Origin of the sequence: Rhizobium aureum, assembly GCF_030182495.1 — a bacterium.
GTDB classification, from domain to species: Bacteria; Pseudomonadota; Alphaproteobacteria; order Rhizobiales; family Rhizobiaceae; genus Rhizobium; species Rhizobium tropici_C.
Map to the genome: position 1 here is coordinate 337,518 of NZ_JAQJCI010000001.1, position 25,253 is coordinate 362,770.

At 59.5% G+C, this 25,253-nt stretch carries 25 protein-coding genes and 1 pseudogene; 16 read left to right on the forward strand and 10 right to left on the reverse strand.

Going from position 1 to position 25,253, the window contains the following annotated elements; translation table 11 throughout:
* Positions 1 to 9: 9 nt before the first annotated feature.
* The 9 genes from PH552_RS01620 (at position 10) to PH552_RS01660 (ending at position 8,876) form a co-directional block, all read left to right on the forward strand.
* On the forward strand, positions 10 to 2,466 hold the full coding sequence (locus PH552_RS01620; RefSeq protein ID WP_113248586.1) for a conjugal transfer protein TrbE: 2,457 nt from the start codon (positions 10 to 12) through the stop codon (positions 2,464 to 2,466).
* Complete coding sequence (gene trbJ / locus PH552_RS01625; RefSeq protein WP_113248587.1) at positions 2,438 to 3,241, forward strand: P-type conjugative transfer protein TrbJ; 804 nt, start codon at positions 2,438 to 2,440, stop codon at positions 3,239 to 3,241. Before PH552_RS01620 ends, trbJ begins: the two co-directional genes overlap by 29 nt.
* Positions 3,238 to 3,426: an entry exclusion protein TrbK gene (trbK, locus tag PH552_RS01630; protein ID WP_112342860.1), complete on the forward strand. Its 189-nt coding sequence runs from the start codon at positions 3,238 to 3,240 to the stop codon at positions 3,424 to 3,426. The genes trbJ and trbK overlap by 4 nt, the downstream gene beginning before the upstream one ends.
* Positions 3,420 to 4,601, forward strand: coding sequence for a P-type conjugative transfer protein TrbL (gene trbL / locus PH552_RS01635; protein ID WP_113248588.1), 1,182 nt, complete (start codon positions 3,420 to 3,422; stop codon positions 4,599 to 4,601). Before trbK ends, trbL begins: the two co-directional genes overlap by 7 nt.
* 18 nt (positions 4,602 to 4,619) lie before the next feature.
* A complete protein-coding gene (locus tag PH552_RS01640) occupies positions 4,620 to 5,282 on the forward strand; it encodes a conjugal transfer protein TrbF (protein ID WP_113248589.1) in 663 nt (220 codons plus the stop codon).
* 16 nt (positions 5,283 to 5,298) lie between these two features.
* The gene (gene trbG / locus PH552_RS01645; protein ID WP_113248590.1) at positions 5,299 to 6,111 is read left to right on the forward strand and encodes a P-type conjugative transfer protein TrbG; all 813 of its coding nucleotides are present in this window, start codon (positions 5,299 to 5,301) and stop codon (positions 6,109 to 6,111) included.
* A 3-nt stretch (positions 6,112 to 6,114) separates the two neighbouring features.
* Positions 6,115 to 6,552, forward strand: coding sequence for a conjugal transfer protein TrbH (trbH, locus tag PH552_RS01650; RefSeq protein WP_113248591.1), 438 nt, complete (start codon positions 6,115 to 6,117; stop codon positions 6,550 to 6,552).
* A gap of 11 nt (positions 6,553 to 6,563) precedes the next feature.
* Positions 6,564 to 7,859, forward strand: coding sequence for an IncP-type conjugal transfer protein TrbI (trbI, locus tag PH552_RS01655; RefSeq protein ID WP_113248592.1), 1,296 nt, complete (start codon positions 6,564 to 6,566; stop codon positions 7,857 to 7,859).
* Positions 7,860 to 8,234: 375 nt separating this feature from the next.
* Positions 8,235 to 8,876, forward strand: coding sequence for a calcium-binding protein (locus PH552_RS01660; RefSeq protein ID WP_285165717.1), 642 nt, complete (start codon positions 8,235 to 8,237; stop codon positions 8,874 to 8,876).
* 95 nt (positions 8,877 to 8,971) lie between these two features.
* Here the strand turns inward: PH552_RS01660 and PH552_RS01665 are convergent, their stop codons facing one another.
* Together PH552_RS01665 and PH552_RS01670 are read right to left on the reverse strand one after the other, a co-directional pair.
* Positions 8,972 to 9,712, reverse strand: a complete 741-nt coding sequence (locus PH552_RS01665; RefSeq protein ID WP_285165419.1) for a hypothetical protein — start codon at positions 9,710 to 9,712, stop codon at positions 8,972 to 8,974.
* A gap of 192 nt (positions 9,713 to 9,904) precedes the next feature.
* Positions 9,905 to 10,414 (reverse strand): LysR substrate-binding domain-containing protein, encoded by a 510-nt coding sequence (locus tag PH552_RS01670; protein WP_113248595.1) that lies wholly within the window; start codon positions 10,412 to 10,414, stop codon positions 9,905 to 9,907.
* Between the two features lie 259 nt (positions 10,415 to 10,673).
* Here PH552_RS01670 and PH552_RS01675 point away from each other — a divergent pair, with 259 nt between their 5' ends.
* On the forward strand, positions 10,674 to 10,820 hold the full coding sequence (locus PH552_RS01675) for a hypothetical protein (RefSeq protein ID WP_285165420.1): 147 nt from the start codon (positions 10,674 to 10,676) through the stop codon (positions 10,818 to 10,820).
* Between the two features lie 432 nt (positions 10,821 to 11,252).
* On the opposite strand, the gene PH552_RS01680 is transcribed toward PH552_RS01675, so the two are convergent.
* Positions 11,253 to 12,149, reverse strand: coding sequence for a LysR family transcriptional regulator (locus tag PH552_RS01680; protein WP_113248596.1), 897 nt, complete (start codon positions 12,147 to 12,149; stop codon positions 11,253 to 11,255).
* Positions 12,150 to 12,286: 137 nt separating this feature from the next.
* Between PH552_RS01680 and PH552_RS01685 the strand changes: the two genes are divergently transcribed.
* The 4 genes from PH552_RS01685 to PH552_RS01705 all read left to right on the forward strand — a co-directional run bounded on the left by PH552_RS01685 (position 12,287) and on the right by PH552_RS01705 (position 15,735).
* Positions 12,287 to 12,616: a nuclear transport factor 2 family protein gene (locus PH552_RS01685; RefSeq protein WP_113248597.1), complete on the forward strand. Its 330-nt coding sequence runs from the start codon at positions 12,287 to 12,289 to the stop codon at positions 12,614 to 12,616.
* A complete protein-coding gene (locus PH552_RS01690; protein ID WP_112342848.1) occupies positions 12,613 to 13,392 on the forward strand; it encodes an SDR family oxidoreductase in 780 nt (259 codons plus the stop codon). Before PH552_RS01685 ends, PH552_RS01690 begins: the two co-directional genes overlap by 4 nt.
* Before the next feature lie 325 nt (positions 13,393 to 13,717).
* Positions 13,718 to 14,116, forward strand: coding sequence for a DMT family transporter (locus PH552_RS01700; RefSeq protein WP_285165718.1), 399 nt, complete (start codon positions 13,718 to 13,720; stop codon positions 14,114 to 14,116).
* 290 nt (positions 14,117 to 14,406) lie between these two features.
* Positions 14,407 to 15,735, forward strand: a complete 1,329-nt coding sequence (locus tag PH552_RS01705; protein ID WP_285165421.1) for an acetyl-CoA hydrolase/transferase family protein — start codon at positions 14,407 to 14,409, stop codon at positions 15,733 to 15,735.
* A 19-nt stretch (positions 15,736 to 15,754) separates the two neighbouring features.
* Here PH552_RS01705 and PH552_RS01710 read toward each other — a convergent pair.
* Positions 15,755 to 16,044: pseudogene (locus PH552_RS01710) on the reverse strand (DDE-type integrase/transposase/recombinase); the annotation flags it as partial.
* 96 nt (positions 16,045 to 16,140) lie between these two features.
* Positions 16,141 to 17,343, reverse strand: coding sequence for an FAD-binding oxidoreductase (locus PH552_RS01715; RefSeq protein ID WP_112342846.1), 1,203 nt, complete (start codon positions 17,341 to 17,343; stop codon positions 16,141 to 16,143).
* A gap of 229 nt (positions 17,344 to 17,572) precedes the next feature.
* Between PH552_RS01715 and PH552_RS01720 the strand changes: the two genes are divergently transcribed.
* Together PH552_RS01720 and PH552_RS01725 are read left to right on the forward strand one after the other, a co-directional pair.
* Complete coding sequence (locus tag PH552_RS01720) at positions 17,573 to 17,857, forward strand: helix-turn-helix domain-containing protein (protein WP_162736927.1); 285 nt, start codon at positions 17,573 to 17,575, stop codon at positions 17,855 to 17,857.
* A complete protein-coding gene (locus PH552_RS01725) occupies positions 17,847 to 19,175 on the forward strand; it encodes a type II toxin-antitoxin system HipA family toxin (RefSeq protein WP_285165422.1) in 1,329 nt (442 codons plus the stop codon). The genes PH552_RS01720 and PH552_RS01725 overlap by 11 nt, the downstream gene beginning before the upstream one ends.
* A 639-nt stretch (positions 19,176 to 19,814) precedes the next feature.
* Here the strand turns inward: PH552_RS01725 and PH552_RS01730 are convergent.
* Genes PH552_RS01730 through PH552_RS01750 form a run of 5 tightly spaced genes read right to left on the reverse strand, consistent with a single transcriptional unit; the run spans position 19,815 to position 25,133 of the window.
* Positions 19,815 to 21,329, reverse strand: coding sequence for a gluzincin family metallopeptidase (locus PH552_RS01730; protein WP_112342843.1), 1,515 nt, complete (start codon positions 21,327 to 21,329; stop codon positions 19,815 to 19,817).
* Positions 21,330 to 21,344: 15 nt separating this feature from the next.
* Positions 21,345 to 22,349 (reverse strand): ABC transporter ATP-binding protein, encoded by a 1,005-nt coding sequence (locus tag PH552_RS01735; protein WP_113248600.1) that lies wholly within the window; start codon positions 22,347 to 22,349, stop codon positions 21,345 to 21,347.
* Positions 22,346 to 23,344, reverse strand: coding sequence for an ABC transporter ATP-binding protein (locus PH552_RS01740; protein WP_245430378.1), 999 nt, complete (start codon positions 23,342 to 23,344; stop codon positions 22,346 to 22,348). The genes PH552_RS01735 and PH552_RS01740 overlap by 4 nt, the downstream gene beginning before the upstream one ends.
* A 5-nt stretch (positions 23,345 to 23,349) precedes the next feature.
* Positions 23,350 to 24,198: an ABC transporter permease gene (locus PH552_RS01745; protein WP_112342840.1), complete on the reverse strand. Its 849-nt coding sequence runs from the start codon at positions 24,196 to 24,198 to the stop codon at positions 23,350 to 23,352.
* Positions 24,195 to 25,133 carry an ABC transporter permease gene (locus tag PH552_RS01750; RefSeq protein ID WP_112342839.1) on the reverse strand — a complete coding sequence of 313 codons (939 nt, stop codon included), beginning with the start codon at positions 25,131 to 25,133 and terminating at the stop codon, positions 24,195 to 24,197. The genes PH552_RS01745 and PH552_RS01750 overlap by 4 nt, the downstream gene beginning before the upstream one ends.
* Positions 25,134 to 25,253: the final 120 nt, after the last annotated feature.

Here is a 25,253-nt window from a genome sequence, read left to right on the forward strand (position 1 = left end):
GAGACGGCCATGGCAGCACTCAAACGCTTCCGCGCGACCGGTCCATCCTTCGCCGACCTCGTTCCCTATGCTGGCCTCGTCGACAATGGCGTGCTCCTACTGAAGGACGGGAGCCTGATGGCCGGCTGGTACTTCGCCGGGCCGGATTCGGAAAGCGCAACCGACCTCGAACGCAACGACCTGTCGCGGCAGATCAATGCAGTGCTGTCGCAGCTTGGAAGTGGCTGGATGATTCAGGTCGAGGCCATCCGCATTCCGACGGTCGACTATCCATCGGAAGATCGTTGCCATTTCCCCGATCCGGTCACGCGTGCGATCGATGCAGAACGCCGGGCGCATTTCGAGCGCGAGCAGGGGCATTTCGAGAGCAAGCACGCCCTCATCCTGACCTACCGGCCGCTTGAGTCCAGGAAGACCGCCCTCAGCAAATATATCTATTCGGATGAAGAGAGCCGGAAGAAATCCTACGCGGACACGGTGCTGTTCGTTTTCAAGAACGCCGTCCGTGAAGTCGAGCAGTATTTCGCGAACACGTTATCGATCAGACGGATGGAAACCCGTGAGACGATCGAGGGGGGAGGGGAGCGGGTTGCCCGCTATGACGACCTGCTTCAGTTCGTCCGCTTCTGCATTACCGGCGAGAACCATCCAATCCGGCTTCCGAATATTCCCATGTATGTCGACTGGATCGCGACGGCCGAACTTGAGCACGGCCTGACACCGAAGGTCGAAAACCGCTGCCTTGGCGTCGTGGCGATCGACGGTCTGCCGGCGCAGAGCTGGCCAGGCATTCTCAATATTCTCGACCTCATGCCGCTGACCTATAGATGGTCGTCCCGCTTCATTTTTCTCGATGCGGAGGAGGCGCGGCAAAAACTCGAGCGCACACGCAAGAAATGGCAGCAGAAGGTCCGGCCGTTCTTCGACCAGATATTCCAGACGCAAAGCCGGTCGATGGACCAGGATGCCATGACGATGGTGGCCGAGACGGAGGATGCCATCGCTCAGGCCTCATCGCAACTGGTTGCCTACGGCTATTACACGCCGGTCATCGTGCTGTTCGACAGCGATCGCGAGGCGCTGCAGGAAAAGGCTGAAGCAATCCGCCGGCTGATTCAGGCTGAAGGCTTTGGCGCTCGGATCGAAACGCTCAACGCGACCGACGCCTTTCTCGGCAGTCTGCCAGGCAATTGGTACTGCAATATACGCGAACCGCTGATCAACACGAGAAACCTCGCGGATTTGATCCCGCTCAACTCGGTGTGGTCGGGAAACCCGATCGCCCCATGCCCGTTCTATCCACCGAATTCGCCGCCATTGATGCAGGTCGCCAGCGGCTCCACTCCATTCCGGCTCAACCTGCATGTCGATGATGTTGGCCATACGCTGATTTTCGGACCAACCGGCTCCGGCAAGTCAACGCTTCTGGCGCTAATCGCTGCGCAGTTCCGGCGATACAGCCAAGCTCAGATCTTTGCATTTGACAAAGGAAGCTCGCTTTTGCCGCTGACGCTCGCAGCTGGCGGCGATCACTATGAGATTGGCGGCGACGCCGAAGGAGACGATAGGGCCTTAGCCTTCTGCCCCTTGTCCGAACTCGCAAGCGACGCCGATCGGGCCTGGGCGACGGAATGGATCGAGATGCTGGTCGGCCTGCAGGGCGTCACCATCACGCCCGATCATCGCAACGCCATCTCCCGTCAGATCGGACTGATGGCGAGTGCCTCCGGTCGTTCGCTTTCGGATTTCGTGAGCGGCGTGCAGCTGCGCCAGATCAAGGACGCACTGCATCACTACACCGTCGATGGGCCGATGGGGCAGCTCCTCGATGCGGAGCAAGACGGGTTGACCCTTGGTGCCTTCCAGACCTTCGAGATCGAGCAGCTCATGAACATGGGCGAGCGGAACCTCGTCCCGGTCCTGACCTACCTGTTCCGCCGGATCGAGAAGCGCCTGGACGGGTCTCCCAGTCTCATCGTCCTCGACGAGGCTTGGCTGATGCTCGGCCATCCCGTGTTCCGCAACAAGATCCGCGAATGGCTGAAGGTGCTGCGCAAGGCCAACTGCGCAGTGGTCCTTGCGACCCAATCCATCTCGGACGCCGAGCGCTCCGGGATTATCGATGTCCTGAAGGAGTCGTGCCCGACCAAGATTTGCCTCCCGAACGGGGCCGCTCGTGAGCCGGGAACGCGGGAGTTTTATGAACGGCTTGGTTTCAACGAGCGCCAGATCGAGATCGTATCAGGCTCGATCGCCAAGCGCGAATATTACGTGGCAACGCCGGAAGGCCGGCGCCTCTTCGACATGTCACTTGGGCCGGTCGCGCTGAGCTTCGTCGGCGCCTCCGGCAAAGAAGACCTGAAGCGCATCCGCGCACTGAAATCCGAACATGGCCGCGATTGGCCAATCCGCTGGCTTGAAACGAGGGGAGTTCACGATGCCGAATCGCTACTCAAGTCCGAATAGTTGGCTCGCCTGCCTGGCAGTCGCTACCCTGACGATCGGAGCCGCCGCTTCAGCATGGGCGGGGACCGCCACCGGTGCTGCGACGGAATGGACGCAGCTCGCCAACAATGCGCAACTCGTGGACCTCATGAAGAGTTCGGGCATCCAGGTCGACAATCAGCTGACGCAGATCAGCCAGCTCGCTGAGCAGATCGAAAACCAGCTTAAGATCTACCAGAACATGCTGCAAAACACGGCCCAGCTTCCTGGTCATGTCTGGGGACAGGTCGAAAGCGATCTCAAGCAGCTGCGCAGTATCGTCGACCAGGGGCAGGGCATCGCGTTTTCGATGGGCAACGCCGACGACGTTCTTCAGCAGCGTTTTCAAAGCTATGCCGATCTCAAGACCAACTTGCCGGATAATGCCACATTCTCCTCGACCTACCAATCCTGGTCAAATACCAATCGCGAGACCATTGCCAGCTCCCTGAGAGCGGCGAGCCTGACGGCCGGGCAATTCGACAGCGAGGAGGAAACGATGTCCTCGTTGAGATCGATGTCCGAGACGGCCGATGGGCAGATGAAGGCGTTGCAGGTCGGGCATGAAATTGCCGCCCAGCAAGTCGCGCAGATGCAGAAGCTTCGCGGTCTCGTCTCCCAGCAGATAACGATGATGGGAACCTGGCTCCAGACGGAGCAGACCGACAAGGATTTGGCTCAGGCGCGGCGTGAAAAGTTCTTCAATGCTGAGGTCAAGAGCATTCCCGAAGGTCAGAAAATGGAGCCCCGCTGGTGAGCCGCGCCGTCCTCATTGGCCTGCTGCTTGCCGCCATCGCTGCGATCCTATTGATTGCTGATTTCACGGGCACAGCCAAACCGGCCCTCAGCGAGGAGCAACGTGCCCTTCGCGAGAAATTCTTCGGCTCCGGCAAGGAGCTGCCACCAATCAAGGACGGCCAGGAGATGCGTTCAAGATGGTGAAGAGGAATTTTGCACGTTCATTCCTGATCGCCGGACTTGTCTGCCTCGCCTGCGCGGCACCGGCGTTCGCACAGCAGGGACAGGTCCTCACAGAACTGGAAAACCAGGTGTCAGCTGCTGCGAAGGGATGGGAGACCACCATCACGGATGCGGCGAAATCGCTGTTCTGGATCCTCGCGACGATCGAGATCGGGATCGCTGCGGTCTGGCTCGCGATCCAGGCCGCCTCACTGGATAGTTGGTTCGCCGAACTCGTAAGGCGGATCATGTTCATCGGGTTCTTTGGCTTCGTTCTCACGCAAGGCCCGACGTTTGCACGTGCGGTGGTCGACAGCCTTTTTCAGATCGGCTCAGGCGGGGGTTCTGCTTCACCCGCCGAAATATTCGACGCCGGCATCCGAGTCGCCTCGCAAATGTCACAACAGGCGAAATTCGGGGTTTTCGAGGACAATTCGTTGGCGATCGCGGCTGTACTTGCGATGGGTGTTGTCGTCATTTGCTTTTCCCTTGTCGCAGCGATCTTTGTATCGGTTATGGTCGAGATGTATGTTGGTCTGCTCGCCGGCATGATCATGCTGGGGTTGGGCGGCTCGTCCTACACGAAAGACTTCGCCGTCCGTTACCTCATATATGCCTTCGGCGTCGGCATGAAGCTGATGGCGCTGGTGATGATCGCCAAGATCGGGTCGCAGGTCCTCTTAGGGCTAGCGAATGCTCCTACGGCGTCGTCCGATCAATTCGTGACCACTTTATCGATCGCCGGCATTTCCGTGGTAGTCTTCATCATCGCCATGTATGTGCCGAACATCATTCAAGGCGTTGTCCAGGGAGCCTCCGTCAGCGGCGGCATGGAAACGATCCACCATGGTGGGCAGGCGGCGTCCTTCGCCACCGGCGCTGGGTTCCTCGCCGCGGGCGCTGCCGGCGCCGGCTTCGCGGTGGCCCAGGCCGCGCGGGCCGCCGGCTCCTCCGTCGCTGGTGCAGCACTTCGCGGCATCGGTGCGGGCTTCAGTTCGGGTGCGCAGGCAGCCGGCTCAGCGGCCAAGGAAAAGGCAATCGGCTCTCCCGGCGCCTATGCCGGCTCCATTCTCGGACTTGCCAACGCGAAGCTCGATGAACAGCGCAGCGGCCACAGCGGACCCAAGCCGCTTCCTGAACGCAATGAAAAACCGTAATCACGAGGGAAAGGATAAATGGCAGCGAACCGCGCCCCTGATAATCCGTATCTTGCCGCACGCCTCGAATGGAACGAACGCTATGGCTCCTATGTAAAGGCGGCCGCCGCTTGGCGGATCGTCGGCATCCTTAGCCTGGCGATGGCCGTGATCGGCTTCGGCTACGCAATGTATCTTAGCACCCAAGTGAAGCTTGTCCCCTACATTGTCGAGGTTGATAAGCTTGGAACCGCAGTAACAGCTGGCTTCCCCGAACAAATCGAATATGCCGATGTGCGCGTGGTGCGCTCGACGCTCGGCAATTTCGTCACCAGCTTCCGCTCAATCACGCCCGATGCCGTGGTGCAGAAGCAATACATCGATCGAGTTTACGCCCTTCTTCGCAACTCCGATCCGTCGACTGAGAAAATCAACGCCTGGTTCCGTGGCAATTCGCCTTTCGAGAAGGCGAAATCTTCGACAGTTGCCATTGAGGTCAACAACATCGTGGCCCTTTCAAATCAGACCTACCAGATCGACTGGACGGAATACGAGCGGGACCGGAAGGGCAAAGAAACCGGGACACGGCGGTTCCGAGGCATCGCAACGGTCGCGCTGACCGCGCCACAGGATGAGGCGACGATCCGCCTCAATCCGATCGGCCTCTATGTCCGGGATTTCGATTGGACGGCACAGCTTTAAGGGCAGGGATATCTGAATGCAAAAAAAAGGATTGATCGCGGCCGCTGGCTGCATAGCCGGACTCGCCTTTGTGGCGGGTGCGCAGGCGCAAAGCATGACGAACAATGAGGTGAAGGGCACGAATATCTCTCGGAAATGGCGGGGAACGTCCGGCCTGGTGACCACGGGGGCGGATGGCAAAGTCATCTTCCTATTCGGCGAGACCCAGCCCTCCGTCGTCTGCTCGCCGCTTCAGGTCTGCGATATTGAGCTCCAGGGGGGCGAGATCGTGCGCGACGTCTTGGTCGGCGACACCGTGCGGTGGAAAGTGGAACCAGCGACCTCAGGCGCCACCGGAGGCCAGGCGATTCACCTGATCGTCAAGCCGTCTGAACCCGGTCTTGTGACCTCGATGGTGGTCACGACATCTCGACGCACCTACCACATTCAGCTCAAGTCCCATCCTAGTCAGTACATGGCGCGTGTCGGCTTCGAATATCCGGAAGATGTTTCGACCAAGCTTGCAGACATCAATGCGAGGCTCGAGATAGGCGGCATTCCGGGAGCGGCGCCGGACAAGCTGAACTTTTCCTTCTCCGTGAGCGGCAGCGCACCCTGGAAGCCGAAGCGGGTCTATTCGGACGGCGTGAAGACCTACATCCAGTTCCCGAGAGCTATCTCGGGCCAGGATGCGCCGGTACTCTTCGTCGTTTCCGGTGGTCAAAACCGGATCGTGAACTATCGGATGAAGAACGACATGATGACCGTCGACTATGCGATCGACAAGGCGGTCCTCGTTTCGGGCGTCGGCTGGCGGCAGCAGAAGATCACCATTTGGCGGGGAGGGTGATCGATGGGTAAGATCTTCGGATTTCTGATCGTGGCCGCGCTACTCTCCAGTTGCCAAACGGCCGACGACGCGCTGACCACGAGCTCAGCTCCTGTCGCCATCACCGGAGCCGCCGAGAGTGCCATTGCTGGCGATATGGCAAGCCGGTTCGCCGAGCAGATCGGCTCGGCCGGTGCGACGGCGATCAAGATGGAAAAGGACACCTCGGAATTCGCGACCGCACTCGAGGCAGCCCTGAAGGGGTGGGGCTACACGGTCGTCACCGACGGCAAGGTTGCAAAGGACGTCAAGCCGGTCGAACTTGCCTATGCAATTGACGGCTTCGACGGGCAGGTTCTTGCTCGTCTGTCGACACCTTCCATCGTTCTCGGTCGTGCTTATACGACAACGGCGGCTGGCGCCACGCCGGCCAGTCCGCTTTCGATCATTCAGCGCAACTGAAGGAGGTCGACATGGTCCAATCGCTCCAGCTTGGCACGTCAGGCCAAGCCGATGGCCAGAATGGCATGCGACGGCTCAACCGCCTGCCGATCATCGTAGCCGTCATCGTCATCGCTTTGTTTGCAGGGGTAGTCGTCACCGGCCTGTCGCTGCGTGGCCTTTCCTTTCATCGTGGCGACATCGAGCCTGCCTCCAACACTCCTGCGACCAGCTTTGGCGACCAGCTCAAGCGAGGTATAACGGATGGAATTATCGGCGAGCCAGAGAAACAGGCGGTGTTTCAACCGAGCCCTGTCCTCGAAGAGAAAATGGAAAAACACGAATCGATCGTCGAGCGACAACTAGCGGAACAGCAAGATCGCCGACCAAGGCCTGAGTCGGAAGAAGAGTGGAAGGCGCGTTTGAAGCGGGAACAGGATGAACAATATATCCGCGAGGCTCAGCGCCAGCGGATGGCCCGCTTGCAGGCGCGCGCTACGGCGCTTGATTCACCGCTGAAAGTCGACATCTCAGATGTCGAGAAGGCAGCGAGCTCCACTAATGAGACTGGCCCACAGCCGGCAAATGTCGCTGCGAACGGTACTTCGGACCTCTACGCTGCTGCCATGAAATCCGGCGTCCTGGGCCAAAACGTCGACCAGAACGGGCAGACGTCGAAGGAGGATTTCTTCAATCAGGACATCAAGGATCTCGGCTACCTGCCGAACCAGGTCGTGCCGCAGATGTCGCCCTATGAATTGAAGCGCGGTTCGGTCATCCCGGCGACATTGATTACCGGCCTTAACTCCGATCTGCCTGGGCGGATCACCGCTCAGGTCAATCAGAACGTCTACGACAGCGCGACCGGCTATCGCCTCCTCATCCCGCAGGGTGCCAAGCTGTTCGGTCGCTACGATTCCAAGGTATCGTTCGGGCAGGAGCGCGTTCTCGTGGTCTGGTCGGATCTGATTTTCCCGAACGGATCCACCCTGCAGATCGGTGGCATGGCCGGCACAGATGCCGAAGGATATGGGGGCCTTCAGGACAAGGTTGACCGCCATCTCTGGAGGACATTCGGTTCAGCAGCGCTGGTGGCTATCATCGGGGCGGGGATCGACATGTCAGTCCCGGAGAGCTCGACGCTAGCAACGCAGGATACGGCCTCGGATGCAGCACGGCGAAATTTCGCCGAGAGCTTCGGCCGGGTCGCGGAACAGACGATCTCGAAGACCCTTAATGTTCAACCGACGGTCCAAATTCGGCCGGGCTATAGATTCAACGTACTGGTGGACCAGGACGTCATCTTCCCAGCTCCCTACCGAGGATGAAAACAGCCTCGACGATCCGCCAGCGCCTTCGTGCGTGCACGAGCGATATTCCTCCCCAACCCGCTCTCGGCTATTCCCCTCTGGAGGTTTTCACCTTCACACCTCAAGGGCCGCGGTATCAGCCGGCCCTTTTTTCTGTGGGTTGACATAGCTCCATCTGGCACTAACGACGCTTTGGGTGGTTTGCTCATCATGCACGGCACCAATACGTTGAAGCGTAAAACGGCGCATTTTTACTTTCACCCCTGACGTCATTAATGAATTTTTGATGAAACTTTAAATTGTCAAATGCGCTTCTTTTGCAATTTCAATGGTTGAATCGAACAGCTGAACAAATTTACCAAATATTTATCAGGGATTGCAGAAAACGCTTTAATCCTTCAGCTTCGACTACACGTTTCCGGTGGCGACGGTAACGACACCCTCAATGGCTACAACGGCAACGATGCTCTGTATGGCGGCGCCGGGACCGACATTTTGAACGGCGGAATTGGCGACGACTCTCTCTACGGCGGAGCAGACGATGATCAGCTCTTTGGAGGAGCTGGGAACGACTGGCTCACAGGAGACGCTGGCAACGATCATGCAGAGGGTGGTGCGGGAAATGACGTGTTTGTCGGAGTTGCGGGGAACGATACCCTATTCGGTCAGGCCGGAGACGACCAGTTCTTTGGTGACGCAGGCACAGACACGATGGATGGTGGCGCGGGAAGTGACCGCCTTTGGGGAGGAGCAGGCAACGATCAGTATCAATACAATGGCCAGGGCAACGACTACATCAATGACGGTATAACCAACACAGGAACTTCCCGCACTGATACGGCATACGATCATGACGTTCTGTTCGTCACATATACCGACGCCGATCTCGGGTTCTCACAGTTCGGCGATGAACTCTGGTTCTTTTCTCTCGCTGGTTATGCCAACGACAACAACGTGGATAATGCTGTCATTATCGAAGACTTCTTTCTCGGCGGCCACTATGTCGTTGAAACTTTGTATGCGGCAAACGGATAGGGCGGGCATTACGACCTGACGACGCTCCTCACCGCTTGATATCTCCATTGCAAAGCAGGCAAGCCGACGGTATGTCGCCGGCTTGCCTCATGAGTCTACTGCCGACCGAGATAATCAGCCCTTTCTCGTTCGATGTTGGCGTGTTTCGCATACAGATTTTGAAGTTGATCATATAGTGGATCGGTCTTCATCGTTGGGTAGTCGATCGTTGAAGTGGGCTGCTCAAATGCTGCTAGTATACCGTACTCGCTTTGTGTCATTGCCGTTCCCGCTTTAACGATCCGTCCACCTAGCATCTCGGCAATTTTATCCGCCCTGTTTTGAGCAGCAGCAGGGCCGCTAGATGTCGCATCCTCGTTAAGTCCGGTGAGAAGCTTGTTGATTCGCTCACCGAGCTCGTTGCTTTCAGTACTAACGACGCCTTGATTATCAATTGTTGCAACAACTTGGTCCGCGACTGTAATCGTTGCATATGGTTTCACGCGCGGGTCGTTTGAGTAGTTCGGGTTGGACGTTTTCGTATACTGACTTTCCAGGTACTTCTTATTTGCTCCTATGTGGCGCTGATTTGCCTCCATGAATTCCTGATATTTGTCTTCTGAAAGCTCGGCCACGTTGATCGGCTTCAAATCCAGCGCCGTCATGGCGATCTTGCCTTGAAAAATACTAGCCGAAGCAGATGGACGGCTATCGATCGTTGGCCTCATATCGGAGGTATCCGATCCCTTGCCGCCTCCTTCGTCGTCGGAAAGTTTGTCATATACATCACCACTGGCCGGATTCGATCGATCAGCGATAGAGTATCGAGTTGTTGAACTGTAGTATACAGAAGTCATGGTCAATCCCCATGGTTGCTCATTCCCATCGTGACACCCGTAGCTTGTCTCAACCTATCCTTGCAGACGGATTTCAACGACTAAGCCGTGCTCGAGGACTCTGATCTCATCAAGGTCACTGCTGGAGATTAACCGCTAACGATTCCTATGACACGCTAGTGTTCCCCGTCGTGGCGCAAGCGACAGCGATCTCTATGGCATCTTGCAGAACCGGACCGAGCCGCCGGCCTTTTTGCCAGAAGATGGCGTAGTGATAGAGAGCGCTAGGCTCAAAGGGCGGATTTCGACAGGAAAGGCGGCAAACTGACGGGCGGCGAAGGTGTTGCTGCTTGTGATGCCCAGCCCTGCGGCGACGAAGTTGACTTCCTGCCCAGTGACATCGAACTGGATCGCCAGGTTGGGCTCTGCACCCATGTAGCGCATCGCGTTTTCGTTCATATGATGCGACTGCATCTGAGGCTCCACATAGGTGAGGGGTTCGCCGATCAGGTCCTCAGGTCTGATGACGTCTTTCTGCGAGAGCCGGTGCCCACGATGGAAGATGTAGACATTGGTCGCCGTCGCTATTGGGCACCACTCGAAGATCTTGTCGTCCAGCGGCAGTCGTCCCAGACCGATATCCGCGCGTCCCTCCAGCACATGTTCGATGACTTCCCGATAGTTTCCGACCTGAGCTGAACCGAAGTTATGGCCTGTCGGGATCGCAACGTCCTGATAACGTCCGGAAGCAGTCTCATTGAAAAGACGTAGGGTGCCGCGATGCTGATGGTGTCACTGTCGATGCCCCGGATCGATGTCACTGTTTTGGCGATCCGCTCCATCTGGGCAAAGGTCGCATCGGTATTCCGAAACAGCGCCATCGCCTGGGCACGAGGAACCAGCCGGCGCTTGTCGCGTATGAAGAGTTGGCAACGCGGCGGTCCTCCTTACGAAATGGGCCTGGGCATGGGTGGCGGCGACCGTGGGCCGCGACGAGCAGGCTGAGGTCGCACGTGCGGCCGGGGCAGATCTCATCGTCAACAGGCACAAGGAGGACGTCTCTCAGGCCGTACGATCGGCGACCGGCGGCCACTGGGTTGACCGCATTGTAGAGCTCTGCCAACGTTGACGTGGCGGTGGCCTGTCTGGCGCGCGACGGGGTCGTCAAGGCCTATTTGACGGAAACGCCGCAGGTCAGGCTCACGATCCCGTTCTTCCCGACGCTGATGGCGGTTTCTCGTTCCGCTTCGTCTATGTCTACACCATGCCGGAAGCAGCGATGCGGCAGGCGGCCTACGAGGTTTCGGCCTGTGCCGCCTCGAGGGCATATGCCCCACGGGATTGCGCAGACATACACCCTCGACGAAGTGGCCGAAGCACACGAGTTCCAGGAGAGCGGCAAGCCCGTCGGAAAGGTTCTCCTCCGAATTCAGAATCCGTGACGCGGCCAGCCTAACCTCGGCTCCTCAGGCGATGAGGGCTTTCGGCTCCAGGAACGCCTCTAGGCCGAACACACCGTGCTCGCGACCGATAGCATTGGCACCGCGATACGCCAGAGCTATCACCCCTTTGCAAAATCGCGAGCGGCTTGGACGAACGCAGTGAAGGCCGCGGGCGGGTTCTTCCTTCCGGGGTAGTAGAGCGCCAGCGGCGCCAGGAATGGCGTCCAGTCCTCCAGCACGCGCACAAGCCTTCCGGCTGCAATGTCTTCTCGCACATCCGCCTCCATAACGTATCCAAGGCCTACTCCGTTCTGTGCGGCTATCCTGACCAGGCTCGACTCGTCCAACGTAATCGACCCCTGAACGTCGATCTGAACGGCATTTCCGTCCTTTTCGAATTTCCACCGGAACAGAGCGTTGTTGGGAAGACGCGCGCGGATGCAGCGAAACCGGTACAGGTCAGTCGGCACAGTCGGTGTGCCATGGGTGCGAAGGAATTCCGGCGATGCGACCACTGCATTGCTGCGCTTCAGGCCCAGAGGCACAGCGATCATGTCGGCCGGGACGAGATCGGCCGGCCGCAGGCCGAGGTCAAAACCGGCCGCGACGATATCAACGATCCGTCCCTCGGTGACTAGGTCGACGTGAACCTGGGGATAGCGCTGTATGAACGAGAGGATCAGCGGCTCCATCACTTCGCGAGCTGCGGTGGCAAACGCGTTGATGCGCAACGTGCCCGTCGGCACTTCCTGGAGCGATTGGGCCGCCAGCATGGCGTCCTGGATGTCGGTCACTGCCGGCCCGACCCGGTCGACGAAGGTCTTGCCCGCCTCGGTCAACGAGACGCTGCGCGTCGTCCGGTTGAACAGGCGGATGCCGAGGCGCTGTTCGAGCTTTGCGATGGAATTGCTCAAGGCCGTCGTGGACACGCCGAGGTCCAGAGCGGCAGCCCTGAACGACCCGAGGCGGGCGATGCTGAGGACGGCATCGAGGTCAGCAAGAACAGATCGGATCATTGTCCCCCTTTTCGCAACGTCTCATCCTCTTTCATCCCGCTTATTCCGTCAATGAGGGTGATCTAAGTTGGGGTCAGTCGATCTCGCAGGGAGGTCAAACCACAGCGCAAGAGGCTGTTTCAGGATAGGAGAACCGAATGACCATCAAACTTCCGAAGGCTATCCAAGACTATTTCGACGCAGACCGGACAGGCAGCCCCGATACCATCGCGGCCACATTCACCGAGCACGGCATCGTGAAGGATAAAGGCAAGACCCACGAGGGACGCGAGGCCATTCGCGGATGGACGGCTGATGAGGCCCAGCAGTACAGCTACACGGTCGAACCCTTCTTGATCACCATCGAAAACGGGAAGACTGAGGTAATGGCCCATGCCATCGGCGACTTCCCTAGCAGCCCGATCGACCTGCGATTTATCTTCGTGCTTGCAGGCGACAAGGTTGCCGAACTGGAGATCACCGTATGAGCGCATTTCTTACCCTCAAGGGCCGTCGCGCCCTCATCACCGGCGGCACCTCGGGTGCGGGCGCTGCTACCGTGGCGTTGTTCAAGGAGTTTGGCGCCCGCGTGCTGACCACCGCCCGCAAGAAGCCGGCGGAGTTCTCCGGCGCGGCCTTCGTCGAAGCAGACCTGGCCGCGGTAGACGGCGTCCAGACTGTCGTTGACGCCGTTCACCAAGAGCTCGGCGGGCTCGACATCCTTGTGAACGTGCTGGGGGGCTCCTCGGCCCCTTCAGGCGGCTTTGCGGCGCTAACCGACGAGGAGTGGCAGAAAGAGTTCAACCTCAACTTCTTTCCCGCCGTCAGACTGGACCGCGCTCTCATTCCCGGTATGATCGCTCAGGGAAGCGGGGTGGTCATTCACGTGACCTCGATCCAGAGGATTCTTCCACTGCACCAGGCGACAACAGGCTACGCGTCGGCCAAGGGAGCCCTCAACACCTACAGCAAGAGCATCTCCAAGGAGGTCTCCCCCAAGGGCGTGCGCGTAGTGCGGGTCTCTCCCGGTTGGATCGCCGATCCAAGCTCCAACGGTCTTGCCCTGCGTATCGCAGAGGAAGCCGGCATCAGCTACGACGAAGCTGTGGAGACGATCATGAACTCGCTCGGTGGCATACCGCTCGGGCGACCGGCCAAGCCGGGAGAGGTCGCTGACCTGATCGCGTTCCTGGCATCCGATCGAGCATCCTCCATCACGGGAACCGAGCATGTGATCGACGGTGGGACGGTGCCTACCGCCTGAGCATTTAGGTCATCCACCGCCGTTGCAGGTCAGGCGGGTGCGTCCCACCCGCCGATCTGGGATGCCCGGCGAAATGAGAAACTGACCCTCGTGTCCAAACGAGGAGAGATGGATGAGCACTAGCGCGATGTCACCCGCGGTTCGCCACGCCGAGAGCTGGCTGAGAAAACGGTTGCGCAATGCGCTGTGAGCATCGTGCGGTTATGCAAGACATTTGGATTCAGCGAGACCTGTTATCGGTATAGTATCCGGCTCGGGATAAACGCCCGACCTTCATATCGACAGGCTGAAGGGAAGGCTCTGGGGCGCAACGCTCTGCGATCTGATTGTTCTCGCCGTCACCGTCCCGGTGAGCGTCGGCTATGTCGCGGGTGCACAGCTGTCGGCTCGGATCGGATTATTCGCCGCCACCACATGGTCGATTCTCGTCGGTGCAGAGATCGCCTTGCCTGCCCTTCCGACGTTGGTGGGGGGCGAGGTCACGTGGAACGGTTGGGCGGCCCTTGCCTTCCTGATCATGGTTTGCACTCTCATTGGGTTTGCGGCCTGGTTCTGGGCGCTCGCCAAAGGTGGGGTCGCGTCGTTCGCGCCACTGCAATTTGCAAATCCCATCGTCAGCCTTATCGTCGCGGTGACGTTGCTGTCCGAGAGCCTTTCGGTGACGAGCCTAGTCGCCTGGTGCCTGATCTCTTGTGGTTTATACCTGTCGCGGCGCGCCTTGTGAGGTCGGCCTGGCCGGCCCCAAACTGCGAAAATGGCCGACTTGGCGAACAATGGTGTGAGAAAGGCTGCGGGTTTCCATGCCGAGCTGGGCATGCCGCTTGATCCCGGGAATGTTACCGCCCTCCCACATCACTGTTCGTCCAGTCTTGCCAGAACACGCATTACGCGGTTTTGATAAAGGCTGTTCTGGGCAGAGGAGAACAGCCACAAGGATCATAGATGCCGGGGAGGGCATCAACATGCAGATCGATGCTGATTTTTTTCTGAGAATGACATCGGGAGGAGGACCCAATGACTGGTACGCATCAGATGCTGTATCGCGAACGGCTGCGATCCGCAAAGGAGGCCGTCGACCTAATTCCGTCGGTCGCGAAGGTCGCGATGCCGATCGCTGCGGGGCAGCCACCCGCCATTCTTGCGGCCCTTGCTGAACGGGCTCGGGCGGGAGCCATCGACAATTTGCGGCTCCATTATCTTCTTTGCACCGGCGTTGCGGGAACCAGCGTCTTCGATTTCGACCTGTGTGACCAGATCATTCCGATAAGTTACTTTCACGGAGACGTGGAACGTGCGCTCGACAAGAGGCGATCGGCGGAAGCATTGCCGGCCGTCGACCTGGTGCCCTGCCATTTCAGCCAGGTGCCGCGCTCGCTGGTCGAGCATGTCGGGGTGGATACGCTGATCGCAACGGTCGCGCCGATGGATGCGGATGGTAATTTCAGCCTCGGCGTCAGTACAGATTATGCGCTCACCGTATCGCGCAAGCCGGGAATTCGGCTGATCCTCGAAGTCAACGCAAATATGCCCTATGTTCGGGGCGATTGCATGATCCCCATATCGAGCGTGACGGCGCTGGTCGAAAATGACGTCAGCCTGCCGATACTGCCGGCAGCTCCAAGCAATGAGGTAGACGATACCATCGGCGCGATCGTCGCAGGCTTGGTGGAAGACGGCGATTGCCTGCAAATGGGCATCGGCGCGTTGCCGGATGCGGTGTGCTCACGCCTTTTGCATCATCGTCATCTCGGTATCCATACGGAAATGATGACGGTAGGCCTCGCCGATCTGCTTAAGGCGGGTGTGGTCGACAATAGCCGCAAGCAGACGCATGTCGGGCGGTCGATCTTCACCTTCGCGCTGGGAGATCAATCGCTTTACGACCTCCTGCACGACAATCCGGACATCGAAGCCCATCCGGTCGACTATGTGAACAATCCTTTCGTCATTTCTCAGAACGACCGGGCGGTGTCGGTCAATGCGACGCTGCAGGTCGATCTGAACGGGGCGTGCAATTCGGAATTCGTGAATGGCAGGCAATTCAGTGCATCCGGCGGCCAGGTCGATTTCGTGCGTGGCGCCTATGCGTCGCGGGGCGGACGGTCGATCATCGCCTGTCATTCCACCGCGGCAAAGGGCACGCTTTCGCGCATTGTTCCGGCGCTCACCGGGCCGGTGACCACATCGCGCAACGACACCCATATCATCGTCACCGAATATGGATGGGCGAACCTCAAGGGCAAGTCGGTGGCCGAGCGAGCAAAGGCATTGATTGCGCTGGCGCATCCTGATTTTCGCGAGGAGCTGGACCGGGCAGCCCACGGGGCAGGGCTTTATGCCTGAATTGGCGAACTTTAGACGCGCCGATCGACCGAAATCCTTGCCGGGTTCGTTCTCGCTTCCGAAATGGTAGACGTGAATTCTCGGCCCTGTTGTTCAGGCCTTTATGAGAGCGATGCTCGACGGCGGGCATGACCTGACGCCGGGCGGCGCCGTAAAGGATCGCAGCTTGTCGGTGATGATGTGTTTGGGCGCCAAGCCCTGTTTCTTCAGCAAACGGACCAGCAATCGCTTGGCTGCCTTGGTGTTGCGACGAACCTGAACGATTTCATCCGGGACATACCCGTCTGGATCCACGGCGCGGCACAGCCAGCCCAAGATCATCCATTCCCGGCAGCAAGACTCGCAGTCGTTCCCATAGGCGGTAATCAACACCCGCTTTCCGCCTCACCAACGACCGTGCAGAACTCACCCCGTGGAAAGCTTAACCGGTCTCGCTTTTAGCACTTTGCCTGGATTCATCATGTTATGAGGGTCGAGGCTATGCTTGATCGCCAACATGAGATCCTGCTCGATGTCGCCGCGATATTTGAGGAACGCATCGGTCTTCATGCTTGCAAGACCGTGTTCAGCGGCGACGGAACCGCCGAATCGGTGGGCTTGATCGCAGATGATGCCCTCAATTTCCTCCGATCTGGCTAGAAACTCCTCGGCCGGGATTCTTTCCGGTGCAACGATCCCTAAATGGATATTGCCGTCGCCAAGATGGCCGAAGGCAACGATCCGGGCGCCGTCGACCGCCTTTGTGATCTCGCTCGAGCAGCTGTCAAGGAAGTGGGGTATTACTGAGATCGGAACGGAAATATCCCCCTGGATCGTCGGCCCCTCCTTCATGTCGGCTTCCGCCAATGCTTCGCGAATTGCCCAGAAGCTTCTGCTTTGTTCGATGGAGGCAGCGATGGCCGCATCGACGATTAGGCCGGATGCATGGGCCTCGGAGAGCGTGGCTTCGATCCGTTCCTGCTGAGAGACGGCCTCGTCGATTGAGGAGAACTCGATGAGCAGTTGCCAATCGTGCAGCCTGTCCAAAGACATGCGGTACGCCGGAAAATGCTTAAAGGCGAGCTCCAGACCATTGCGCGGCATGAGCTCGAAAGCCGTTATCTGCCCACCGGTCCGCTGCTTGGACAGGGCCAGCAGCTCCAGTGCCGCTTGGACCGACGGCACGGCGCAGACAGCTGTGGCGATAGAGGCAGGCTTCGCAAACAGCTTCAGCACGGCGCCGGTGATGATGCCGAGTGTACCCTCGCTGCCAATGAAGAGCTGCTTCAGGTCGTACCCCATATTGTCCTTACGCAGTCCACGCAACCCATTCCATATCCGCCCATCCGCCAACACGACTTCCAGGCCGAGAACCAAGTCTCGGGTATTGCCATAGCGTATGACATTGCTGCCGCCGGCATTGGTGGCAAGGTTGCCGCCGATCTGGCAACTCCCCTCGGAGGCAATGCGCAAAGGGAAGAGGCGCATCGCTTTCGCCGCTTCGGCCTGAATCGCAGCGAGCAGGCATCCCGCCTCGACAGTGATGGTGTCGTTGATCGTGTCGATATCCCGGACCTTGTTCATCCGTGCGAGGTTGACAATGATTTCGACACACTCGCCGGCCGACACGGAGCTCCCTTTGACCTACTATGGCCTATACTCGCGGTGTATAAAATTCTGGCCGCGAGCCCCCACTATGACCAATCAAATGAACAAAACTTGCCCGGATGTAAGGTTGATGTCATACTGTACAGAATTCTGGACGTCAGAGGACTTCATGTCCACTCAAATGAACGAAGCGAGATATATCGTGCCCCGTCAGAGAAGCTATTCAAGAATCACGCGCCAAGCCCTCACCATGCTCGGCAAGCTGATCCGCGTCGGCCGCGCCGAGCGCGGCCTGACCGCGCAGGAACTGGCCGACCGCGCCGGCATCAGTCGCACGACCCTATCCAGCATCGAAAAGGGCGCACCCAGCCCCGAGATCGGTATCGTCTTCGAGGTCGCTTCAATCGTCGGTGTACGCCTGTTCGACTATGACGAGCGCGCCCTGCAGATGCACAACGCCCGCCTGGACGAAAAACTGACCCTTCTGCCCAAAAGCGTCCGCCACAGTGTGAAGGAGGTCGATGATGACTTCTAAGGCGGATGCCACCGAAGCCTTTGTCTGGATGTGGCTGCCGGGGGCGACGGAACCGGTGGTCGCGGGCCGCCTCGATCAGGACGGCGAGCGCCTGCTCTTCACCTATGGCTCCAGCTATCGGCGCCGTAAGAACGCGATTTCCCTCTATGAGCCGGAACTGCCGCTTCAAGAGGGCACGATCCCCCCGATCAGTGGCCTGTCGATGGCGAGCTGCATTCGCGACGCCTCGCCGGACGCCTGGGGCCGCCGAGTCATCATTAACAGGCTGACGGGCAAAAAGCCCGACGCTGCCGGCGTGCCTGACATCAACGAGCTGACCTTTCTGCTCCAGTCGGGCTCCGACCGGATTGGCGCCCTCGATTTCCAGGCATCGGCCACAGAGTATGTTCCCCGCCTTGCCGCGCAAGCCTCGCTTGACCAACTCCTCGAAGCGGCCGAACTCGTTGAAAAGGGCGTCCCACTTATTCCGGTACTCGACCAGGCACTCAATCACGGCACCTCGATCGGCGGCGCGCGCCCCAAGGCGCTGATCGATGACGACACGAAGAAGTTCATCGCCAAATTCTCGGCCACCAACGACACCTACAGCGTCGTGAAGGCCGAATTCATCGCCATGAGGCTTGCGACCGCCTCCGGGCTCAACGCCGCGTCCGTAGCAATGACCCGTGCCGCGCAAAAGGACGTGCTGCTGATCGAGCGCTTCGACCGCAGCCGCACCAAGAACGGCTGGACGCGGCACGCCATGGTCTCGGGCCTAACCATGCTGGGCCTTGATGAGATGATGGCCCGCTATGCCTCATACGAAGACCTTGCCGAGCTGATCCGCCACCGCTTCACCGACCCCAAGGATACGCTCAAGGAGCTGTACGGGCGGATTTGCTTCAACGTGCTGTGCGGGAACACCGACGACCATGCTCGCAACCATGCCGCCTTCTGGGATGGCAAGGCGCTGACCCTGACACCCGCCTATGACATCTGTCCGCAAGGCCGCACTGGCAACGAAGCCACGCAGGCCATGCTGATCAAGGGTGAGAGGCGCGCCAGCACGCTCGCCACCTTGCTCGCTGCCGCGCCTGACTATCACCTGAAAGAAACGGAAGCCGCCGCGCTGATCGAGCACCAGATCAAGACCATCGCCGAACACTGGCGAGAGATCTGTGACGAAGCAGCCCTCAGCCCTGTCGACCGCAAGCTGTTCGCCGGGCGTCAGTTTCTCAACTTTTATGCCCTCGAAGGCCTCCATAACCACAAGTCACTGCAGGATGCATTCCGCACCGCGCGCGAAACCCTGATCGCCAGCGGAGGTGGCAGACGATGACCACGCCCAGGCAACTCAAAAGAGGCGCATGGCCGGGAGCATTCCTCCACTCCCTCGGCCATGAGTCATGGACTGCCGAGCAGACCGCCTCCGGCATAAACATCCGTGGCGGCCGCGATCGGGCGCCCTTTTCTTCTTGGGCAGGCCCGCGCAGATCACCAGCGCGCTAGGCTTCACCTCGATAGAAGTACCGCTTTACCGCTGGCCGCGGGCCAGTCCGCAAGGCAACACGAGGTGAAACCGGCACAGGCGATAAGTGTGACCGCAAGCGCTAATGACAAATGCAATCTGGCGATTGCACTTGAACATTCGGTATCGTGCCTGGCACCTAGGAAAACTTGCTTTCTCGAGGTTTTCGACGGGCCGCCCCCGGAAGGGCGGCCCCGCGGCGGGCAAAGCTTTGCCGAATTTCAGACATCGCGTGCATGAAAATTGAAGCCGTTGTATTGAGTACACGCCACTCTATGACGCGCAGACAGAACGGCCATAGTTACTCGTGTGCTTATGCGCAACTTCATGTGCGGCCTGTAATATCTGCTGTAGGCGTCGTCTGAAAGGCATTCGCCGATTTTGCGAGCCGCGAAACTCTGGCTAGATCTTTCTAAGGCCAGCTTGCGGTCGGTGAGTGACCTTGCCCAATCAAGCGGTGAGGTCTTCTACCTTGAGTTTCAGGTCGCTGACATAGGACGCGACGGAAAGGTCTTCGCCCGTCGCGTCCACCAGCAACTGGCTCGGTCTTTTCGACCGTCCGTATTGATGGACATTCTCGTTCAGCCAGGTCTTCAGCGGGAGGTAATCGCCGTCTTCCAATCCACGCTCGATTGCTGTCTCCTTGCGGGCGGCGGCGAAGAACTGCGAGGACATGATGTTGCCGATCGTATAGGTGGGGAAGGAGCCGACCATGCCTGACGACCAGTGAACATCCTGCAGCACGCCGAGTGTATCGTTCGGCACATCGAGGCCGAGATAGGCCCTCATCTTTTCGCGCCAGATCTCGGGCAGATCAGCAACACGGATTTCGCCCGCTATCAGTCCCGCCTCGATCTCCGAGCGCAGAATGATGTGCAAGTCGTAGGTCAATTCGTCGGCCTCGACACGGATGAACCCTGGACGTGCAGCGTTGACCGCCCGCCAGAAATCCTCCGGAGTGACGTCGCTTAGCTGGTCGGGGAAGACCCTCTGCAGATCGGCGAAGTTGAGTTCCCAGAAACGGCGGGAGCGGCCGACGCGGTTTTCCCAGAGGCGAGACTGCGATTCATGTGTGCCAAAACTGGTGCCGCCGACCGCGTGGAGATTTACGAAATCGGTGGTGAAGGTGGAACGGCTGAAGGCTTCAGATATGCCCTGCTCATAGATGCCGTGACCTGCCTCGTGCCAGACTGCGAAGAGGCCGCCGGGCAGCCAGGTTTCACGAAAGCGGCCGGTGATGCGCACGTCGGAACGTGTGAAGGAAATCTCGAACGGATGGACGGTGTCGTCGAGGCGCCCACGATTGAAATCATAGCCGAAGCGGGCTGAAATGAGACTGGAGAAGGCGCGCTGCTTGTCGACCGGATAGGCGCGATCGAGAATTTCTGACCGCACGTTGGCCTCTTTCGACTGTGCGAGCAGGGGCAGAAGGCCATCGCGCAGCTCGTCATAGATGCCGCGCAGCCGTGACCAGCTCATGCCCGGCTCGTAAGTTGCGACCAGCGCATCGTAGGGATGCTCTTCATAGCCGATGTCGGCAGCGATCTCACGCTGCATCTCCATCGTGCGTTCCAGAAGTGGTGCAAAGGCGGCAAAATCGTTGGTGGCGCGGGCCTTGGTCCAGGTGGATTGCGCGACGGTCTTCAGTTCGGCCGCGGCGCTGACGAGACAGGGGGAAATACGCGAAAGTGTGCCGATGGCTTCGGCTGCCTGCTCAACCGCGAGACGGCGTGGGTCGGCGGTATCGGCGCCGGACAATTCCGAACGCGCGCCTTCGATGGCGCGCTGCAGCTTGTCGCTCGTGGCAAGGTCATGGGCAAGGCCGACCAGTGTAGCTATCTGCTTGCCACGTGCATCGACGCCGCCTGGCGGCATCATGGTGCGTGCATCCCAGGTGAGCAGGTTCACGGCGCAAAGGATATCATTGATCCTGGCGATGTCGGTTTCGAAAGCGGCAAAGCTCATGGTCATCTCATCCTGTCAGGGCGTCGGCGCCCCAAAATCTTGAAGGTGGCAGGCGGCAAGCTGGCCGTGACCGCGCGGCGTCAGAAGTGGTCGCTCGACCCTGCAGCGGTCGAAGGCATGCGGACAGCGGCTGGCGAAGGCGCATCCCGGCGGCACCGCCAGTGGGCTTGGCAGTTCGCCCCGCGCCGCGACCATGCGGTTGCGACGCGACGGATCGAGTTCCGGTGCGGCATCGAGCAGCGCTTTGGAATAGGGGTGACGCGGGGCGGTGAAGAGACCTTCCGACGTATTCACTTCCACCACCTGCCCGAGATACATGACAGCCACGCGATGCGAGATGTGGCGTACCAGCCGAAGGTCGTGAGCGACAAAGATGACGGTGAGGTGCAATTGCTCCTGAAGTCGCAGGAGTAGATTGACGACCTGGGCCTGCACCGAGACATCGAGCGCCGACACCAGCTCGTCTGCAACGATGACATCGGGCTCCACGGCAAGCGCTCGCGCAATGCCGATGCGCTGGCGCTGGCCGCCGGAAAACTCGTGGGGATAGCGCGCGGCGGCGTCCTGCGGCAGGCGTACAAGTTCAAGCAGTTCGGCAATGCGATGGTCGATTTCGGCGGCAGGGCGCATCTTATGGACGGAGAGCGCTTCTCCGAGGATCTGCGAAACGGTCATGCGGGGGTTGAGCGAACCGTAGGGATCCTGAAAGATCATTTGGACGCGCCGGTTGAAGGCGCGCCGTTCGCCGCGGCGGAATGTGCCGATATCCTTGCCCTCGAAACGGATCGCTCCGCCATCCGGCTCATGCAGACGCACCAGACAGCGTGCCAAAGTCGATTTTCCGCAGCCGGATTCTCCGACGATGCCAAGTGTTTCACCGCGATGGATCTGAAGCGAGACGTCGCGCAGCGCGTGGACTGCGAGCGGCGGTTTTCCTTGAAGGCGGCGCGCCAGCGAATAAGGACCGGCAAAATGTTTCGAGACGCCATCGATCGAAAGAATGGGAAGGTTCGCGTTCAAATGATTGCCTCCGCCGTCGCCACGAGGTCATGGTGGAAACAGGCAACCATCCGGCCGTGGGGAGTCACGGTCTCCAATACCGGCCGCTCTTTCAGACAGTGTTCGGTTGCAAACTTGCAGCGCGGATGGAAAGCGCATCCTTCCGGCAGATTGGTGAGGCTCGGCGGCGTGCCCTCGATCGACTGAAGCACGGTTCGCGACGTGCCGGAGCGCGGCACCGATCCCAGCAGGCCGCGCGTGTAGGGATGGCGCGGCTTGCCGAAGACATCCGCAACCGTTCCGGTCTCGACGATACGGCCGGCATACATGACCGCCATGCGGTCGCAGGTCGCGGCGACCACGCCGAGGTCGTGGGTGACGAGAACGACACTCATCGACAATCGATCGCGCAGATCGAGCAGCAATTTGAGGATCTGATCCTGGATCGTGACGTCAAGCGCTGTCGTCGGCTCGTCGGCGAGCAGCAGCTTCGGCGAGCAGGCAAGCGCGATAGCGATCATGGCGCGTTGGCGCATGCCGCCCGAAAACTGGTGCGGATATTGCTGCAGCCGCCGTTCGGCGGCGGGGATGCCGACGATGTTCATCAGCTCAAGCGCGCGGGCCCTGCGTTCTCTCGCGTTCAGCGCCGTGTGGGCGGCGAGGTTTTCCTCGATCTGCATGCCGACCGGCAGCACCGGATTCAGCGCTGTCATCGGTTCCTGGAAGATCATCGCGATCTCGCCGCCACGAACCTTGCGCAGTTCTTCGGCCGGCATGGCGACGAGATCGCGGCCGCGCCATTCGACACGTCCGCTCACCTGTCCTGGTTCGCGGATCAACCGCATGATGGAGCGCAGCGTCACGCTCTTGCCGGAGCCGGATTCGCCGACAAGGCCGACAACTTCGCCTGGCGCCACATCGAAATCCACATCGGCGGCCGCGATCGCCTGTCCACGCGGCGTATCGAAGGTCGTCGTCAGGCCGCGCACGATCAGCCCGCCTTTGTCGTTCGGCATGCCCATCATCGTTTGACCCTCAACAGTTCCGCGACGCCATCACCCGCCAGGCTGAAACCAAGGCCGGTCAGCACGATCGCGACGCCCGGAAAGACGGAGATCCACCAGGCCGTATTCATGAAATTCTTGCCATCCGCGATCTGCACACCCCATTCGGCTGCCGGAGGCTGGGCGCCGAGACCGAGATAACCAAGGCTTGAGCCGAGCAAGATAGCGAGCGCCATGTCGGTCATCCAGTAGACGATCGCCGGGGTGATCGCATTGGGCAGCAGGTGGCGAAAGATGATGCGCAGCGGCGCATAGCCCATGACCTTGCCCGCATCGGCATAATCGAGCCGTTTTTGCACCTTGATTTCGGATGCGACGAGACGCGCATAGAAGACCCAGCCGACGACGCCGACGGCGACATACATGTTGCCGAGACCGGGGCCGAGCACCGAGACGATGGCGATGACGAGCACCAGAAACGGAAAGGTAATCGTCGCATCGACGATGCGCCCGAAGATCGATTCCCAGATGCCGCCGGCATAGCCGACGAAGGCACCGACAATCGTGCCGAAGATGAAGGGGCCGATCGTTGCGAAGATCGCGATCTGCATATCGATCGTGTAGGCGTGAATGACGCGCGAAAGCACGTCGCGGCCGAAACTGTCGGTACCGAAAGGATGCGCCCAGCTCGGAGGTTTCAAAAGCGCATTATAATCGAACGTCGTCGGATCATAGGGCGCAATCAGCGAAGGCCAGATAGCGATGACCAGGCTGAGACCGAGAATGATGCCGCCCCAAATCAAGGAGCGGGGCGGCCTGCGCAAGCGCGAAGCGGAGCGAGCGGCCTTGGCTGCGATACCTATCATCGGGCAATCCTCGGATCGAGCCAGGCCTGCACGATATCGGTGACGAGGAAGGTCAGTGAGACGAGGATCGCAAGGGCGATGGTCAGACCCTGCAGGACCGGATAATCGCGGCCGTAGATGCTCTCGATCAGCAGGCGGCCGGCGCCGGGAACGGCAAAGACCGTTTCCGTGATGACGGCGCCGCCGAACAGCGTGCCCGTCTGGAGGCCGAACAGCGTCACCGTGGAAATTAGCGCATTGCGTAAAACATGGCGCATGAGGATGACGCGCGAGCGCAGCCCCTTGGCCGTGGCAAAATCGACATATTCGGCATTCATCACACCGATAATGGAGGAGCGCAGATTGCGCATGAGCACTGCGGCAAAACTCAATGCCAGGGTCAGGGCCGGCAGGAAGAGATGATAGATCCGATCACCGAAAGTGTCGCCGTAGCCGCCGACCGGGAAGATTTTCAGCTGAGCGGCAAATACCGTCAGAAGCACGATGCCGACATAGAAGACCGGCATGGACAGGCCGACCTGAAATGTCCCGCGAATGATGCTGTCGGGAAGCCGTTCGCGCTTCAGCGCGGCGACGAAGGCAAGCGGCACGGCAAGAACGAGGGCGATCAGGGCCGACATCATGGTCAGCATCAGCGTCACTGGAAGCCGTTGCAGGATCAGCGACATGACGGAAACCTTCAAGCCGATGGAATTGCCAAGGTCGCCGGTCAGAATGCGCTCGACGTAATAAAGGAACTGTATCGGGACGGGCTTGTCGAGCCCGAGCTGCCTGTTAATGCGCTCCACATCCGCGTCGATGGCTCGGTCCCCGAGCATGGCACTGGCGGGGTCACCCGGCAGCAGGCGCACCAGCACGAATGTGACGATGAGAATGAAGATCACCGTCGGGATCATCTGAAGCACGCGCCGAATTATGAAACTGAAAAGGGGCAATAGTCGCTCCCGGTCTTCCCTTTAGAACGCCGGGTGTCCATTCGGACACACTAACTCTTTGAAACTACGCATTAGCTTTCCGAAAATTGGTCTCGATTTTCGGGCCGATACCGCAATCGA

Coding starts and splice junctions, on each gene's coding strand:
- PH552_RS01620 (WP_113248586.1), top strand. CDS start 10: ATGGCAGCACTCAAACGCTTCCGCGCGACCGGTCCATCCTTCGCCGAC.
- trbJ (WP_113248587.1), top strand. CDS start 2,438: ATGCCGAATCGCTACTCAAGTCCGAATAGTTGGCTCGCCTGCCTGGCA.
- trbL (WP_113248588.1), top strand. CDS start 3,420: ATGGTGAAGAGGAATTTTGCACGTTCATTCCTGATCGCCGGACTTGTC.
- PH552_RS01640 (WP_113248589.1), top strand. CDS start 4,620: ATGGCAGCGAACCGCGCCCCTGATAATCCGTATCTTGCCGCACGCCTC.
- trbG (WP_113248590.1), top strand. CDS start 5,299: ATGCAAAAAAAAGGATTGATCGCGGCCGCTGGCTGCATAGCCGGACTC.
- trbH (WP_113248591.1), top strand. CDS start 6,115: ATGGGTAAGATCTTCGGATTTCTGATCGTGGCCGCGCTACTCTCCAGT.
- trbI (WP_113248592.1), top strand. CDS start 6,564: ATGGTCCAATCGCTCCAGCTTGGCACGTCAGGCCAAGCCGATGGCCAG.
- PH552_RS01665 (WP_285165419.1), bottom strand. CDS start 9,712: ATGACTTCTGTATACTACAGTTCAACAACTCGATACTCTATCGCTGAT.
- PH552_RS01680 (WP_113248596.1), bottom strand. CDS start 12,149: ATGATCCGATCTGTTCTTGCTGACCTCGATGCCGTCCTCAGCATCGCC.
- PH552_RS01685 (WP_113248597.1), top strand. CDS start 12,287: ATGACCATCAAACTTCCGAAGGCTATCCAAGACTATTTCGACGCAGAC.
- PH552_RS01690 (WP_112342848.1), top strand. CDS start 12,613: ATGAGCGCATTTCTTACCCTCAAGGGCCGTCGCGCCCTCATCACCGGC.
- PH552_RS01705 (WP_285165421.1), top strand. CDS start 14,407: ATGACTGGTACGCATCAGATGCTGTATCGCGAACGGCTGCGATCCGCA.
- PH552_RS01720 (WP_162736927.1), top strand. CDS start 17,573: ATGCTCGGCAAGCTGATCCGCGTCGGCCGCGCCGAGCGCGGCCTGACC.
- PH552_RS01725 (WP_285165422.1), top strand. CDS start 17,847: ATGACTTCTAAGGCGGATGCCACCGAAGCCTTTGTCTGGATGTGGCTG.
- PH552_RS01730 (WP_112342843.1), bottom strand. CDS start 21,329: ATGAGCTTTGCCGCTTTCGAAACCGACATCGCCAGGATCAATGATATC.
- PH552_RS01740 (WP_245430378.1), bottom strand. CDS start 23,344: ATGCCGAACGACAAAGGCGGGCTGATCGTGCGCGGCCTGACGACGACC.
- PH552_RS01745 (WP_112342840.1), bottom strand. CDS start 24,198: ATGATAGGTATCGCAGCCAAGGCCGCTCGCTCCGCTTCGCGCTTGCGC.